9 protein-coding genes are annotated in these 15460 nt (G+C 50.1%); 5 read left to right on the top strand and 4 right to left on the bottom strand.

The window, feature by feature from the left end; all coding sequences use genetic code 11:
• Nucleotides 1-55: 55 nt before the first annotated feature.
• On the bottom strand, nucleotides 56-1783 hold the full coding sequence (locus HMPREF0636_RS00205) for a RagB/SusD family nutrient uptake outer membrane protein (RefSeq protein ID WP_044167594.1): 1728 nt from the start codon (nucleotides 1781-1783) through the stop codon (nucleotides 56-58).
• Nucleotides 1784-1797: 14 nt separating this feature from the next.
• Nucleotides 1798-4854 (bottom strand): SusC/RagA family TonB-linked outer membrane protein, encoded by a 3057-nt coding sequence (locus HMPREF0636_RS00200; RefSeq protein ID WP_044167592.1) that lies wholly within the window; start codon nucleotides 4852-4854, stop codon nucleotides 1798-1800.
• Between the two features lie 816 nt (nucleotides 4855-5670).
• Between HMPREF0636_RS00200 and pflB the strand changes: the two genes are divergently transcribed.
• From pflB to HMPREF0636_RS00175, 5 genes are all read left to right on the top strand, one after another.
• Entirely contained in the window at nucleotides 5671-7902 is a 2232-nt protein-coding gene (gene pflB / locus HMPREF0636_RS00195; RefSeq protein WP_005467849.1) for a formate C-acetyltransferase, read from the top strand.
• A gap of 85 nt (nucleotides 7903-7987) precedes the next feature.
• The gene (gene pflA, locus HMPREF0636_RS00190; protein ID WP_081748355.1) at nucleotides 7988-8716 is read left to right on the top strand and encodes a pyruvate formate-lyase-activating protein; all 729 of its coding nucleotides are present in this window, start codon (nucleotides 7988-7990) and stop codon (nucleotides 8714-8716) included.
• Between the two features lie 363 nt (nucleotides 8717-9079).
• A complete protein-coding gene (locus HMPREF0636_RS00185) occupies nucleotides 9080-11458 on the top strand; it encodes an efflux RND transporter permease subunit (protein ID WP_044167589.1) in 2379 nt (792 codons plus the stop codon).
• A gap of 38 nt (nucleotides 11459-11496) precedes the next feature.
• Nucleotides 11497-12279: an outer membrane lipoprotein-sorting protein gene (locus HMPREF0636_RS00180; RefSeq protein ID WP_407636352.1), complete on the top strand. Its 783-nt coding sequence runs from the start codon at nucleotides 11497-11499 to the stop codon at nucleotides 12277-12279.
• 10 nt (nucleotides 12280-12289) lie between these two features.
• Entirely contained in the window at nucleotides 12290-13555 is a 1266-nt protein-coding gene (locus HMPREF0636_RS00175; protein ID WP_044167586.1) for a DUF1302 family protein, read from the top strand.
• Between the two features lie 460 nt (nucleotides 13556-14015).
• On the opposite strand, the gene gpmA is transcribed toward HMPREF0636_RS00175, so the two are convergent.
• A complete protein-coding gene (gene gpmA, locus HMPREF0636_RS00170; protein ID WP_005467855.1) occupies nucleotides 14016-14762 on the bottom strand; it encodes a 2,3-diphosphoglycerate-dependent phosphoglycerate mutase in 747 nt (248 codons plus the stop codon).
• 58 nt (nucleotides 14763-14820) lie between these two features.
• Nucleotides 14821-15456 (bottom strand): HAD family hydrolase, encoded by a 636-nt coding sequence (locus HMPREF0636_RS00165; RefSeq protein WP_044167584.1) that lies wholly within the window; start codon nucleotides 15454-15456, stop codon nucleotides 14821-14823.
• Between the last annotated feature and the right edge of the window lie 4 nt (nucleotides 15457-15460).

Raw genomic sequence — 15460 nt, 5'->3', positions numbered from 1 at the left:
GCCTCTACTCAAATGAGAGTAGAGGCTGTTTGCTTTTTGTAGGATATTTCTTGCTCTAGTGAGTTGGGTTCTGCGTTAACTTACCTGGGTAAGAGTTGATGGCATTCTGCGGAATGAAGTAGATGACTCGATAGTCTGTAGGAGCAATGTCTTCAGTCTGGTTATGCGCCCCAGGGTAGCGACGCACGAGTGAACCACCATTACGGAATACGTCATAGCTACGCTCTGCTTGGAAGGCGAGCTCAAGCTGTCGCTCCTTGTCGATACGAGTTGCCGCCGTTGTGGCATCTAGACTGGAGTACGCAGCACTAGGAAGAGAGCGTGTACGTACCTGGTTAAGATCGGAGAGTGCTGCGCTGTAGTTGCCGAGTTTGGCCTCGGCCTCGGCACGGTTGAGGTAGATCTCAGCTAGGCGACTAATCACGGGTGAGTGCAGATGGCTATCCTCGCCCTCACGAGAACACTTGGTGATGTAAAACATTGGATAGGCTCGGTTGAGGGTGATGTCGTAGTCGAGTACCCCCTGATATGTTGTGCCCTTATAGTTGATGCTATAGATCCCTTGTGCTGCATTTACTGCCGTTAGCTCGTAGGTTATTTCCCTCTGCTGGTTGTTCCCGTCTGTAATGGTTTCGCTGACGGTTATCTTCCCTCCCGTGTGCTTTGTCGGGAGCTGGAGGTAGTTCTGATCCCCACTTCCTTCGGTCTTGATGAAGCGAAATACTTCCTTGTTGCCCTCTTTGTAGACGGGTTCGATGAAGGCTGCACGAGCATCTACGATACGTCTCTGATCAGGACGATAGTCGTTGCGCCCTGTTTCATCCAGCAAGGCAAGGTATTTAGCGCTGGCGTACATTTCTCCCCAGCCCATACCCCCGATATTCGCGTACATACCCCCGACACCATAATAGTGGTCATAGCCAGAGAACTCCGAAGCTAAGCGACGGATGACAAAGATTGACTCTTTGTTGTTCTCGGGGAGGATTGTGTTGTACTTCATGAACTCATCACGAGGTAAGAGTGCATATTTGCCACTAGAGATAACCTTTGTCGCATATTCTACTGCGAGCTTAGCGTACGCCACATTTGGCTGGTCGTACGTGCCACTCATATAGAGATACACACGTGAGAGGAGAGCTTGAGCTGCCTCTTTAGAGCCTCGGAATGGCTGTGCAGATGCACTGGGGAGGAGCTCCTCGGCCTTCTTTAGGTCAGCGATGGCTTGCTCATAGGTTTTCTCTACGGTCATGCGGTCGGGGAGGCTGAAGTCGCCCAAGACATTCTTTGGGATCTGGGTTACAACCGGTACACCAAGGTTTGTTTCTGGTGCTTGGTAGTAAGGTCGTCCAAAGGCTCGTACTAAGTAGAAGTAGAGAAGCCCTCTCACGAAGTAGCATTCTCCAATCTTTTCCTTCACCTCTCTGTCGGTACTTGCACCGAGCATCTCAACGATGTTTGAGGCCTGAGCAATAGCCTTGTAGCTATTATCCCAGAAGGACTGTAAGCGGTCGTTATTTGGAGTACGGCTGAACGTAATGAACTCAAAGAAGGGGTCGGTGGAGGCACCTCGTATCATGATGTTATCCCCAGCATATTCACCACAGCGGTGCATGGGGTCACTCCAAGCTTTGAGCTGAGCATAGACACCGTTTACTAGGTCGCCAATGACCTTACCTGGCTCTTCTAGGATTTTCTCTTTAGTGGCGTATCCCTTGGGTTCTCGGTCAAGGGAACAGCTCATGAGTAACGCTATGGCTACTAAGAATGTGACTATCTTATTCATGTCTGTAGCAGATGTTAGAGTGAGAGATTTAGCCCAATGACGAACCGACGTACAGGAGGATATACTCCAGGGCCTGTTGTCCCCATCACAGCACCATCTGAGGCTGGTAGCTCAGGGTCTACGCCTGAGTACTTTGTGATGGTGAATAAGTTCTCAGCGTTGAGGTAAAGGCGAAGATTCTGCACCTTCAGCTGAGGAAGGGCAAAGTTGTATCCTAGAGCAAGTGAGCGAAGCTTGAAGAATGAGCTGTTCTCCAGATAGCGTGAGGAAGCCTTCTGCCCTGCGTCCTTATTGTTGTAGAGTACACGAGGGTGGGTAGCGATGTCTCCCTTCTTTTGCCAGCGTGACCAACCCTTCTGCAGTGCCATTTGGTTACGATCTGCGTAGGCAAGATCGGAGTCATATTCTTGGCGAGAATAGTTGTAGATCTGTCCACCTAGTGAGTAGCCAAAGGTAGCAGAGAGGTCAAATTCTTTCCAGCGTAGGCTGGTGGATATTCCTCCGAAGACCTTGGGTGCTGCACTGCCGAGCTTGTAGTACTTAGCCTCTGCGTAGTTGCTGGTGGATACCTTATTCCCGTTTGCATCATCCTTGTACCACATAGGCTTCCCCGTTTCTCGATCTACCCCTGCCCACTCAGGCATGTAGTAGGTATCAATGGGATAACCAATCTCCAGGATTCGCTTTGCTGAGCCAGATATAGAGGTGCCATCGTTGATGATGACGGGCTTAGCAACGAGCTTACCTGTGGTCGGATCATACTGACGGTAGATGTCAGTTAGCTTGTTGGCATTATGCCCGATATTGAGATCTAGGCTCCATGTAAGATCCTTGGTGCGGATGATGTCCCCACCGATGGAGACTTCGATCCCCTTGTTATCCATCTTCCCGATGTTGCGGTAGATGTGTGTGACCCCTACGAGACCCGTGGTGGGAACATTGTAGAGGATGTTATCAGTCTTCTTAGAGTAGATATCAATGGTGAAGTGAAGTCGATTCTCCCAGAGAGAAGCATCTAGACCTAAACCTGCGGTGTAGGTACGCTCCCAGGTAAGGTTGTCGTTCCCGAGCTGATAGATTAAGAGACCTGGCCTACCATCGTAGCTGGAGGATACGGAGTAGAGGTCATATTGGGGATAGAGAGCTGAAGGGCGGTTCCCTGCAGAGCCGTATGATGCTCGTAGCTTGAGCTGATCAAAGGCCTTGACCTTAAACCAAGACTCTCTGTGTATATTCCACCCTCCACTGATGGAGAAGAGGGTGCCATACTTCGCTTTTGAGCCTAGGTTGGAGGCTCCATCACGACGTACCGATCCCTCTAGGAGATAACGATTGTCATAGCTATAGCGAGCATTGGCAAAGATGGATTGTACTGCCCATTCAGCTATGCCACCCTTTGTCCTCTCTGGTTTAGCCACGATGTCCAGTACCTCGAAGCCAGGGGTAAACCCTCGCCCATAGACATCTAGAGTCTTATGCCAGTAGTCATTGAATTCGTATGCGACTAGTCCACTTAGATTGTGTGAGCCCCAGCTGTTATTGGTGAGTAGCTTCTGGTTTGTGTATCGCCGTGCTACCTCTAGATGATACTCTGTGATGCGCCCCTCTACGCTCTGACCTGCATTAGAGCGCGGGTCTTGGTAGCCGTGCTGCGCTCTGTGCAGATACTTATAGTTGTTGACTGAGGAGAACGTCAGCCATGGTGCTATACGGACATCGAAGTCGAGGTTGCCCATGAACTCATAGTTACGTGTGTCACCGTGGTTCCACTGCAAGTCATACACGTAGTTTGTGCTGTTGCTATTGACCCAGCCTGGGGATTTATGTGGGACGGGCTTGCCTTCGTCGTCGTAGGGCTTATCCCAGGGGAGCATGGAGTACATGGAAGTGACGCTATGCTGACGATCATCAGAGGTCTGCATCGCACCGCTGAGAGAGGGGCGAATGGTGAGCCATTCGAGAGGCTGATAATTGGTCTTGAGACGGAAGCTGTATCGCTTGTAATCGAATCCCTTGACCGCTCCCTTTTCATCATAATATCCTAGGGAGAAGAGTGAGTTCAGTGTCTCACTTCCGCCCTGAAGCATAACGTTATAGTCTTGTGTGAAGCCTGTACGTGTGGCAAACTTCCACCAGTCAAAGTTCGTATTCCTTAGTTCGGGTTTCCAGCGGGAGAAAGCTATGCTCCCGGCATTCTGCGCAGAGGCAAAGAGGTCATATAGCTCCTGCCCATTCATCATTCGCAGATTACCATTGGTGAGCTGGGTTATTCCTGCGCGAAGAGAAGCTGATATACGTACCTTCCCTGAGCGACTGGTTTTCGTTGTGACTACTACAACTCCATTGGCACCAGCTGATCCATATATAGCGGTAGAGGCGGCATCCTTGAGGATCGTAACACTCTCTATGTCCTGAGGGTTGAGCTGTCCAGGGCTATCTCCAACGATTACCCCATCGATGACCCAGAGGGGGCGTGTATTCCCGTTGAGGGTTGCTTGCCCACGGATGACCACAGCTGCATCTGAGCCTGGTTGTCCAGAGCCAGGTGAAACATACACGCCAGGGGCTTTGCCATTGAGCAGATTACCAACGGAGGGAGTGGTGAGATCCTTGAGCTTGCTGTCCTTGAGGCTAATCATGGCACCTGTGAGGCTCTCCTTGCGTTGTGTGGTGTAACCGACGACAACAAGTTCGACGAGCATCTTAGCATCTTCCTTGAGCTGAATTATCTGTTCACCAGCAGTGGCACGTACCTCGAGCGTCTGGTAACCAATACAGGTGATGACGAGTAGGTCACCAGGGGAAGCAGAGAGCGTGTAGCCCCCCTGTATATCGGAGGCTGTCCCTACTTGTTTCTTCCCTTTTACTTGGATGCTTGCCCCGATAATCGCCTCACCTGTCTTAGCATCCACGATACGTCCACGTAGCTTGCTGGTTGTCTGGGTGAGCGTTGTCGTGTGTGTCTCTGCCCATGTGGTAGCAGTGGGCATGAAGAGGGCAACTGAGAGCAGTGAATAGGATAAGAACCTAGTCAACTGACCTCGATGAAAAAAAAGTCTTTCATTCTTCATTGTAATGAAGTCATTTACGGTTAGTAAAGTATGCTTATGCAGAGGCAAATATAGAGCAATTTCCTATGCAAAAAGGCTAAATCAAGGAGGGAGATACATAATAAAATAATGAAGGAAGTTATGCCTTTGGTTGTTAGTTGATTAATGTCCCTTTTGTGCTGATTGAGTGACCTCATTTCGCATGCATATTGTTGGATTACTCTCTCATCTATGCCTATGGCAGAAGATTGGGTGAAAATGGAGCTGGAGGAGAAATGCATGAGAGTTTCATAGTGGAGATTTTGTTTGTAGCGAGGGGAAGTGTGGTGATATGTCTGACAGTAAGATGTGACGTCTTATGCTATCTACTGAAGCCTTGATTTAGGATCTGGAATAGAGCGTGTTAGGATGTGTCTAAATAATCACTCCGACGAGTTACCATAAGTCGTCATGACGAGTTGTGGTAACTCGCTTAGACGAGTTATGGCAAGTCGTTTGGATGAGTTATGGTAACTCATTAAGGCGAGTTATGGTAAGTCATTAGAGCTCCTTTGAGGACTTGTTGTAAGACATTGTTTTATAGCCTGTTGTCTTTCCTTTGAGCTGTGCGAATCTCTTCTAATGAACAGCTGCTTTCATTGGTAATGGGAGAGGGTGGGTGAGCGATGTTATGCTTCTTTTTAACTTGTCACAATGATAAGCGGAGTTTGCAATTTGGATATTTATTTTATCTTTGCGGTGTGAAGGGTTTTCCAAGCGGGAAAGGCCTTTATAGAGATCAACTACATCAATCAATTAACGCAGCAAAACTGCACTAACCAACCAGCGCATATCTCTATGCAAGAGCAACCAAAGTTTAAGACTGGAGTGTGGGTAGACGAACTGAACGTACGTGACTTCGTAGCCCAAAACGTCACTCCTTACGACGGGGATTCTTCCTTCCTATGTGGTCCCACAGAGAAGACCCGCCGCGTGTGGGAGCATTGCCTTCAGGCTCTCAAGGAAGAGCGTGATAACAACGGAGTCCGCTCCATAGACACCAGCACGGTATCTGGCATCACCGCCTTTGCCCCCGGCTATATAGACAAGGAGAACGAAGTCGTCTTCGGTCTACAGACCGATCAGGTACTTCGCCGTGCCATGAAGCCCTTCGGTGGCTACAAGGTCGTCGAGAAGGCTGTACATGAGAACGGGCTAGAGGTCGATCCACGTGTTACCGACATCTTCACCCACTACCGCAAGACGCACAACGATGGTGTCTTCGATGTCTACACCGAGGAGATTCGCTCCTTCCGCTCCAATAGCTTCCTCACGGGTCTTCCCGACAACTATGCACGTGGCCGTATCATCGGTGACTACCGCCGTCTAGCCCTCTATGGTGCAGACCGTCTCATAGCATGGAAGAACGAAGACCTACACGCTATACATGGTCCCATGACTGAGGCTACCATCCGCCTACGTGAGGAGGTAGCAGAGCAGATCAAGGCACTGAAGAAGATCGTAGAGATGGCTGCTGGCTATGGCTTCGATGTCCGTCGCCCAGCCTACAATGCACAGGAAGCCGTGCAGTGGGTGTACTTCGCCTACCTAGCAGCGATTAAGGATCAGGATGGTGCAGCTATGTCGCTTGGTAATGTCTCTAGCTTCCTAGACATATACGTCCAGTACGACCTCGACCACGGTACGATCACCGAGGAGCTCGCTCAGGAACTCATCGACCAGTTCGTCATCAAGCTCCGTATGGTACGCCACCTACGTATGGCCTCCTACAACGAGATCTTCGCTGGTGACCCCACTTGGGTTACGGAGTCCATCGGGGGACGTCTCTTCGACGGCCGTCACAAGGTCACCAAGACCAGCTTCCGCTTCCTACAGACACTCTACAACCTTGGCCCCAGCCCAGAGCCTAACCTCACGGTGCTATGGAGTCCATCACTCCCCGAGGGCTTCAAGGAGTTCGCTGCTCAGGTGTCGATCGACACCTCCTCGATCCAGTATGAGAATGACGACCTGATGCGTGGTACACGTCACTCGGATGACTACGGGATCGCCTGCTGTGTATCCTTCCAGGAGATCGGGAAGCAGATCCAGTTCTTCGGTGCACGTACCAACCTCGCCAAGGCTCTCCTACTCGCTATCAATGGCGGTCGCTGTGAGATCTCCGGCACTCTAATGGTAGAGGGTATCCCCGAGCTCAAGGGCGATGTCCTAAACTTCGACGAGGTGTGGGCTAACTACCTCAAGGTGCTCCGTGTGATCGCTCGTGTATACAATGAGTCGATGAACATCATCCACTACATGCACGACAAGTACTACTACGAAGCAGCTCAGATGGCGTTCATCGATACGAACCCCAAGATCAACCTCGCCTACGGAGTGGCTGGTCTATCCATCGCTGCAGACTCCCTCTCAGCAATCAAGTATGCTAAGGTGATGCCCAAGCGTAACGAGGCTGGGCTGACAGAGGACTTCGTAGTAGAGGGAGAATTCCCCTGCTATGGCAACGATGATGACCGTGCCGATAACATCGCCTACGACATCACCCACCTCTTCTCTGATATGCTCAAGGAGCTCCCCATCTACAAGGATGCTGCTCCTACGCTGTCCGTTCTGACGATCACCTCCAACGTAATGTACGGCAAGAAGACCGGTGCTACGCCCGATGGACGTCACGCTGGTGTAGCCTTCGCTCCTGGAGCTAACCCCATGCACGGACGTGATAATCATGGTGCGATCGCCTCGCTTAGCTCTGTGGCCAAGCTCGACTACACGGACGCTGCAGACGGGATCAGCAATACCTTCAGCATCATCCCACACTCCTTGGGCTCGAACAAGCACGAGCAGGTCGAGAACCTCATCTCGATGATGGATGGCTACTTCTCCAAGGGGGCACATCATCTCAATGTGAACGTGCTCAACAGAGAGATGCTCGAGGATGCTATGGAGCACCCAGAGAACTACCCTCAACTTACCATCCGTGTATCGGGCTATGCGGTGAACTTCGTCAAGCTCAGCCGTGAGCACCAGCTCGAGGTCATCTCTCGCTCCTTCCACCAGCGCATGCGCTAAGGGCTCATCCCTCACTATATCTATCTGACAAGTAGCGGGCGAAGGATCTACCGACCCTTCGCCCGCTCTGCTTCCTTACTTAGCTATGCTTCGTGTTCATTCCTTTGAGTCCATGGGTACCTTCGACGGTCCTGGCCTTCGTCTCGTGGTCTTCCTTCAGGGCTGCAACTTCCAGTGCCTCTACTGTGCCAACCCCGACACCATCCCCATAGGGAAGGGAGGGAAGCTCATCGAAGAGAGTGAGGTACTCCGCAGAGCCATCAGCGAACGTCCCTTCTTCGGTAAGCGAGGTGGGGTTACCTTCAGCGGTGGCGAGCCCACGGTACAGGCCGAGGCTCTTATCCCCCTCTGCCGTGCGCTCAAGGAGGAGGGGATACATATCTGCTTGGACTCTCAGGGGAGCATCCGGAATAGATATGTGGATGAGCTCCTATCCATCGTAGATATGGTGCTACTCGACTGCAAGCACATGCTCCCCAAGGAGCACCAGCGTCTCACCACGCAGACCAATACCAACACCCTGCTCACAGCCGAGCAGCTAAGAGCCATGGGGAAGCCCGTACGCCTACGCTACGTCTTCGTCCCTGGCTACAGTGACCAGCCCGAGGCGCTACATGCGCTAGGACAGCACTTCGGGGGCTTCGAGAATATAGAGCGTCTAGAGCTCCTCCCCTACCACACCTATGGCAAGCACAAGTATGAGACCCTGGGCAAGCCCTACCTCCTAGAGGAGGTACACGAGCCGACACACGAGGAGATCGCCTCAGCCCAAGCCATACTAGAGCGTTACTTCCCCGTCGTCTGGACACAGTAGTTGTAGTCTTTGTATTGAGAAAGAATCCCTTCACTTCAATGCAGAGAATAATATTTTAGACAGTTTGCATCTTTATTGCCTGGGGCGGGGAGAAGTTACCTTCTATCGTTTCATATTCATAACAGCAGTTATGAGAAGAATTTTTATATTTGCAGTGTCTTCCGTATAAAGATGGAGATATATTATGTTTAGAGCGACTTACTTCTTAGCTAGTCGCGTGTCTAAAGAGCGCGATGTCCAGGTTTGGGCATCGCGCTCTTTAGTTATTGAACGTTTCTCGGCTATGGTTCAGAGTCTTAGCGTAGAGATGTTCAACTTGGAGAGAAACACGAAGTTCATAACCATATAAATCAAACAGAAACAATGAAAATCGAAAAGGTAAACCATTGGTTCGCTGGTCTTGGGAGGTATATCCTATCACTAAGATGGGGGATACTTGCACTCTTTGCCCTAGTCTTTGCGCTGGGTGTAGTTGGGATCAAGCGTATGTATCTCACTAGTTCGTCCGAGAGCTACTTCTTGGAGGATGACCCTGTACTGAAGAAGACAGACGAATTCAAAGCGATCTTTGGGAACGATGCCTATGTTGCAGTGCTGACGACGTCGGACGATACATTCAGCGCATCTAATCTATCGCTTATCCGCCAGCTCAGCAACGAACTGCGTGACAGTCTCTCCTATGCAGAGAAAGTCACGAGCCTCACAGACATCGAATATATGACGGGTACAGAGGATGGGATGCAGATCGAGCAAATCGTCCCTGAGGATATACCGAATGATCCACATGCCCTTGCCGCAATCCGTGCAAAAGCCTATGCTAAGCAGAATGTTGCCGAGCGGTTGATCTCTCGAGATGGACGACAGAGCTGGATCTTGGTTAAACTACGTCCTTTCCCTGCTGACAGTGTCTGGATGAAAGAGTCTGGAGCACGTTCACCTGAGGCAGTGACAGGAGATGAGCTGCGCAAGATCGTCACGAAGTCTGAGTACACAGCTCTCCATCCACGTGGTACGGGGATGCCATATATCAATCGTGAGAAGAACCGCTGGATAGGTGGTGAGCTTCCTCGAGTGATGGGGATAGCAACTTTACTCGCAACTCTTGTGCTAATCATTATGACTCGATCGGTACGAGGTGTGGTTGTCCCCCTCATTACGGCAGTAGGCTCAATTGTTATTGTCTACGGTGCGCTGGGCTTCCTACGGTACAAGATAGATAGTAGTATGCTCCTTGTCCCAATGCTCCTTGCCTTTGCTGTAGCTATAGCCTATAACATCCATATCTATTCTTTCTTCCGCCGGCGGTTCTGTACGCATGGAGAGCGAAAGAGAGCTGTAGTGGAGACCATCGAGGAGATGGGTTGGCCTATACTCTTCAGTGCCTTGACAACGTTTGTGGCGTTACTTTCGTTCCTTGTGGTTCCTGTGCTTCCGCTACACTTTGTCGGTATCGCGACGTCTTCAAGTGTGCTTCTTACCTTCTTTATCACACTGACTGTAATGCCTGCGGTGCTTAGCTTCGGGAAGGATAAGAAGGTAAAGGAGGACGAACAAATAGCAGAAGGTGAAGGCTTCTTAGATAGGATGCTACAGAGGCTAGCTGAGCATACAGTGCTTCGTCATGGCAAGGGTATTCTCATTGCTTCGTTTCTAATTACAGGCTTCTTTGCCTATGGCTTTACACGTATTGAGACAGCCTTTGATGTAGAGAAGACAATGGGGCGTGGGATCCCTTACGTCAAGAATATGCTGGAGGTTGGTGAGAGTGAGCTGGGCTCTGTCTATTCCTATGATATCATGATTGAGTATCCAGAGAAAGAGGCTGGCAAGGTGAAGAGCCCCGAGGTGCTACGTGCACTTGATAGCCTCAGTACGTACCTGCATCATTATCCACTGACTAAGCGTACAACCTCTGTACTGAATATCCTTAAGGATCTTCGTCAAACAACGAATGGAGGAGACCCACACTACTATGCTGTGCCAGAGACGAACGATGAGGCTGCCCAGCTCCTGTTGCTCTATGAGAATGCTGGTGGGACAGAGAGTGAGTACTGGATTGACTATGACTACCGACGTCTGCGTACTATGGTAGAGCTGAAAACATATAATTCAGCTGAAGTAGAGCGGGAGCTGGCAGAGGCGAAGGTACATGCTGAGCAACTATTCCCTGGTGCTACGGTCACAATGGTTGGTAGCATGCCTCAGTTCACAGCTATGATGCAATATGTTGTCCGTGGACAAATCTCCTCATTCCTCATCTCCCTTCTCATTATTGGGGTGCTTATGATGCTTGTCTTCGGCAGTGTGCGCATAGGTCTGGTGGGGCTTATACCGAATATCATGCCCGCACTTATTGTCGGTGGGCTTATGGGATGGATGGGATATCCTCTAGACATGATGACGGCAACGATTATGCCGATGATCCTTGGTCTAGCGGTAGATGATACGATCCACTTCATTAACCATAGCCATCTCGAATATGACCGACATGGGAGCTATCGCCGTGCCATCTTACGCTCATTCCGTACCATTGGTACTCCGATTGTCATGACGAGTGTTGTTATTGCAGCGAACTTCTCCGTCTACATGACGTCTGTGGCCAATACGTTCTTCAACATGGGCTTACTCTCGGTAGTCGGTGTGCTGACTGCACTACTTGCTGACCTCTTCATCACGCCAGTGCTTATTCGCCAGTTCCGACTCTTTGGGAAGGGGGATAAGCCAGTGTCTTTCAAACATTAATTCAATTCCGCCTAATAAGCACAGAAATCATGAGACAGATGTTAATTAAGAGCCTCCTGCTTGGAGTGCTTGCCTTCACTACCCTCTCTGCCCAACAACCTACGGGGCGAGATATCGCTCAACGAGTCAAGGACCGTCCAGATGGAGACAGTCGTGAGGCTGAGATGAAGATGACACTCACCAATAAGCGAGGCAGTAGCCGTGAGCGACGTCTCTCGACCTTCTCTATCGACGTGGGGCAAGGGAAGAAAGACCGTAAGAGCATTCTCTTCTTCACTTACCCCGGTGATGTGAAAGGCACAGGCTTCCTCACATGGGATTACGATACTCCAAGCCGTGAGGATGATAAGTGGCTTTACTTACCTGCTATGAAGAAAACCCGCCGCATCAGTGGCTCTTCGGCGAAGAAAGATTACTTCATGGGTAGCGACTTTACTTACGATGATATGGGGAGTCGTAGTGTGGATGATGACACGCATACGCTCCTCGGTGAAGAGACCATCGGAGGAGCTGCATGCTGGAAGCTGGAATCTCACCCCAAAGACACAAAGGATATCTATGCCAAACGTATCTCTTGGATACGAAAGGACTGTCTGATCCCTGTACGAGTTGAGTATTTTGATAAGATGGATAAGCTCCAGCGAAGGCTTGAGGTATTGAATATTGTGAAGATAGGCGGGTTCTACTCGGCACAGAGTATGCGGATGGAGAACGTACAGACAGGACACTCAACCACACTGGAGTTTAGCCATCAGCGATATAATGTGCCGATGGACGAAGGGAAGTTTAGCGTCACTACTCTGGAGAAAGGGTCTTTCTAAGTACACTACTATGAATGCCTATATAAAAAGCCTTTACCTTGGGCTACTTCCCTGCTTCATGTGGGGGAGTAGCCTCAGGGCGAAGGCTCAGGATGATATACCTGCTAGCGATGTGAAACAAGAGTGGCGGATTAAGGGCTTTGTCGATACTTACCACGCCCTAGGGGTAAATCAATCGGGGCGATGGATGAGTAGTCGGACACGACTACGTGGAGAGCTAGCAAGGGATGTGGGGAAGGCAACGCTTTTCACCTCATTCAATGCGGTCTATAATGCCCTCTTACCTAGTCATACGGGCTTTGAGCTTCGGGAGGCCTACCTAGACTATCATGATACACACTGGTCTATGAGAGCAGGGCGACAGCTGATCCTATGGGGTGTGGCTGATGCTGTTCGTATCACGGATCTTATCGCACCGATGGACTACACCGAGTTCTTAGCGCAGGATTATGATGACATCCGAATGCCTGTGAATGCTTTACGCTTGGGCTTCTTCAATGAGAAGGTACGGTTAGACCTAGTTGCTGTGCCAACCTTTACTCCTTTTCGCCTTCCTATTGATACTTCCAATCCTTGGTCTGTCCTACCTGAGAGTGTTATGTGGCAAGGAGGAAACGAGCCAGCCTTACGCCTCTCGAACGTAGAGTATGGTGGACGTCTGAGTTTCACGCTTCCTAGATTAGATTTTAGTCTCTCAGCACTTCACACTTGGGGAAAAATGCCCATTATCAGCTATGCACAGGGGGCAAAGGGACTTGTTGCTACCCCTCACTACTACCGAATGGGGGTGCTAGGGATAGACTTCTCCAAACCTCTAGGGCTAGTTGTCCTGCGGGGAGAAGGTGCATGCCTACTGGATAAGCATTTTAGTTATCGAACTGATGCCCAGATGACACCACAACAAGGCTTTACTTCACTCTCTGGGCTGATTGGTGTCGATTGGTATGCTCCTCATCAGTGGACCGTGATGGCTCAAGTCAGTGCAGAGCGCATCCTAGGGTATAAGGCCTATGTAGCACAGCGTGCGACAACGACGCTCATTACATTGAGCCTGACGAAGAAGCTAATGAATGACCAACTTGCTCTCTCGGACTTTACCTATTGGGATGTCACGGGACAAGGGTGGTTTAGTCGTTTCTCGGCAGACTATGCTTTGACAGATGAGATCCATCTGATGCTTGGCTTTGATCTTCTTGGGGCGGAGAGCTCCTCTAGCCTTTTTTATCCTTATCGTCGTAACTCTGAGCTGTGGCTAAAAGCAAAATATAGCTTCTAAAGGATGGTGTATATCCCCGCGTAGTTGGGTACTTTTATTCCCTTAATAGAGGAATGAGGTGAGCTAAGGCTTCCCATAGGCACTTACTTCTCTACTTGAAGAGTAGAGTGATGGATAGTGCCGTAGCTCACTAGAAAATACCCCTTCGGTATAAGTTTATAATACATTGGTAATAAATGAAATATAGGAGCTAAGAAAGAAGGCTTAACGACTTACCATAACTCGTTGCGATGAGTTGTGGTAAGTCGTTAGAGCAAGTTACGGTAAGTCGCCAAAACGAATTATGGTAACTCATCGTGGCGACTTATGGTAACTCGTTTGTACCTGCTGTAAATCCCTTTAGATAGGTTGTTTCTAGAAGGAAATAACCCGTTGCCATATAAGTAAAAATTAGTCCACCCTAGATGACCTCAGTCGTCTAGGGTGGACTAATCTTAGACTCTTTTGTGGTAGCTAGCTTTTATGCCTTCTTCCCTTGGTTGGCTACAGCCTCCATGAGCTTCTTAATCTCTTCGGGATCACCAAGGAAGTAATCCTTGACAAGATTAAGCTTGTCATCGAATTCAAAGACGTAGGGTACCGCCGTGGGGAGGTTTAGCTCAATGATGTCTTCGTCTGAGATGCCCTTGAGGACCTTGATGATACCACGTAGGCTATTTCCGTGCGCAGCTACGAGGACATCATCGTGCTCCATGAGCGATGGGAAAATCTCACCTTCCCAGTAGGGGAGTGTACGAGCGACTGTGTGGCAGAGGGCTTCGGTCAGAGGAAGGTAAGCAGGAACAACACCGGCATAACGAGGATCAGCCTGTGGGGCACGTGCGTCTGTTGCCTCCAGTGGAGTGGGGGGGACATCATAGCTACGACGCCAGATCTTGACCTGTGCATCGCCATACTTCTCTGCCGTCTCAGCCTTGTTCAGCCCCTGAAGCATACCATAGTGCTTTTCGTTGAGGCGCCAGCTCTTAGATACGGGGATCCAATCGAGATCCATGACGTCAAGGATCTGATTGAGGGTCTTGATAGCACGCTTGAGGTAAGAGGTGTAGGCCTTCGTGAAGTGGAAGCCGTTTTCCTTCAGGAGAGCCCCAGCCTTCTTTGCTTCTTCTACGCCCTTCTCGGAGAGGTCTACGTTTGTCCAGCCCGTGAAGCGGTTCTCCTTGTTCCATACGCTCTCACCATGGCGTATGAGTACGATTCTCTTCATAATCGAATTCTATTAATTGGTTGAGTTATAAACATTGTGCGAGGGCAAAGATAGTCAATTACCCCTTGGTATTTAGCTCCTTGAGTAGCGTACGTAGTGCGGGGCGCCAGTCTTCACCATTCTTGGGGCAATAGGTATGTATGCCGAAAGTGGCTGCTGTGGCTACATTGTTTGGCCCATCATCAAGGAAGAGCGTCTCGCTCGGTACCATATTCCCTTCGCTGAGCATACGTTCAAAGATCTTGGGATCGGGCTTGACTAAGCCCATTTCGCATGATGCAAACTTCTTCTCGCAGTACGAGGAGAGAGTCCGTCCGTTGGGTAGGAAGCGGTCGCTCTCGCAGAAGTCCATCACGTAGGGGTTGGTATTGGAGAGGATGAATATGCGATAGTCCCCTAGCTCCTCAGCGATGAAGTCAAATTTGTACACATCCACCTCTCGTAGGAAGCCAAAGTAAGCATGGGCAATCTCATCGTAGGAGAGTTCTCTGCCCGAGGTAGAGCTGAGTGCTGATCGAAACTCTGGCTCGGTCATCCGACCATCCTCCACTTGTAGGAAATAGCCACTCTGTAAGTAGGGGTCAAGCATCTTCTCGACGTCAGGCACCCCGAGGGCCTCAAAGCGACGAAGTGCCTCCTCCCTATCTAGGGTGAAGAGCACGCCGCCGAGGTCAAATACTATGTTTCTTATCATCTAA

This window comes from Porphyromonas catoniae ATCC 51270 (genome assembly GCF_000565015.1).
Classification (GTDB): domain Bacteria; phylum Bacteroidota; class Bacteroidia; order Bacteroidales; family Porphyromonadaceae; genus Porphyromonas; species Porphyromonas catoniae.
This window is presented reverse-complemented; position numbering and strand designations above follow the sequence as displayed.

Coding starts and splice junctions, on each gene's coding strand:
- HMPREF0636_RS00205 (WP_044167594.1), bottom strand. CDS start 1,783: ATGAATAAGATAGTCACATTCTTAGTAGCCATAGCGTTACTCATGAGC.
- HMPREF0636_RS00200 (WP_044167592.1), bottom strand. CDS start 4,854: ATGAAGAATGAAAGACTTTTTTTTCATCGAGGTCAGTTGACTAGGTTC.
- pflB (WP_005467849.1), top strand. CDS start 5,671: ATGCAAGAGCAACCAAAGTTTAAGACTGGAGTGTGGGTAGACGAACTG.
- pflA (WP_081748355.1), top strand. CDS start 7,988: ATGCTTCGTGTTCATTCCTTTGAGTCCATGGGTACCTTCGACGGTCCT.
- HMPREF0636_RS00185 (WP_044167589.1), top strand. CDS start 9,080: ATGAAAATCGAAAAGGTAAACCATTGGTTCGCTGGTCTTGGGAGGTAT.
- HMPREF0636_RS00180 (WP_407636352.1), top strand. CDS start 11,497: ATGTTAATTAAGAGCCTCCTGCTTGGAGTGCTTGCCTTCACTACCCTC.
- HMPREF0636_RS00175 (WP_044167586.1), top strand. CDS start 12,290: ATGAATGCCTATATAAAAAGCCTTTACCTTGGGCTACTTCCCTGCTTC.
- gpmA (WP_005467855.1), bottom strand. CDS start 14,762: ATGAAGAGAATCGTACTCATACGCCATGGTGAGAGCGTATGGAACAAG.
- HMPREF0636_RS00165 (WP_044167584.1), bottom strand. CDS start 15,456: ATGATAAGAAACATAGTATTTGACCTCGGCGGCGTGCTCTTCACCCTA.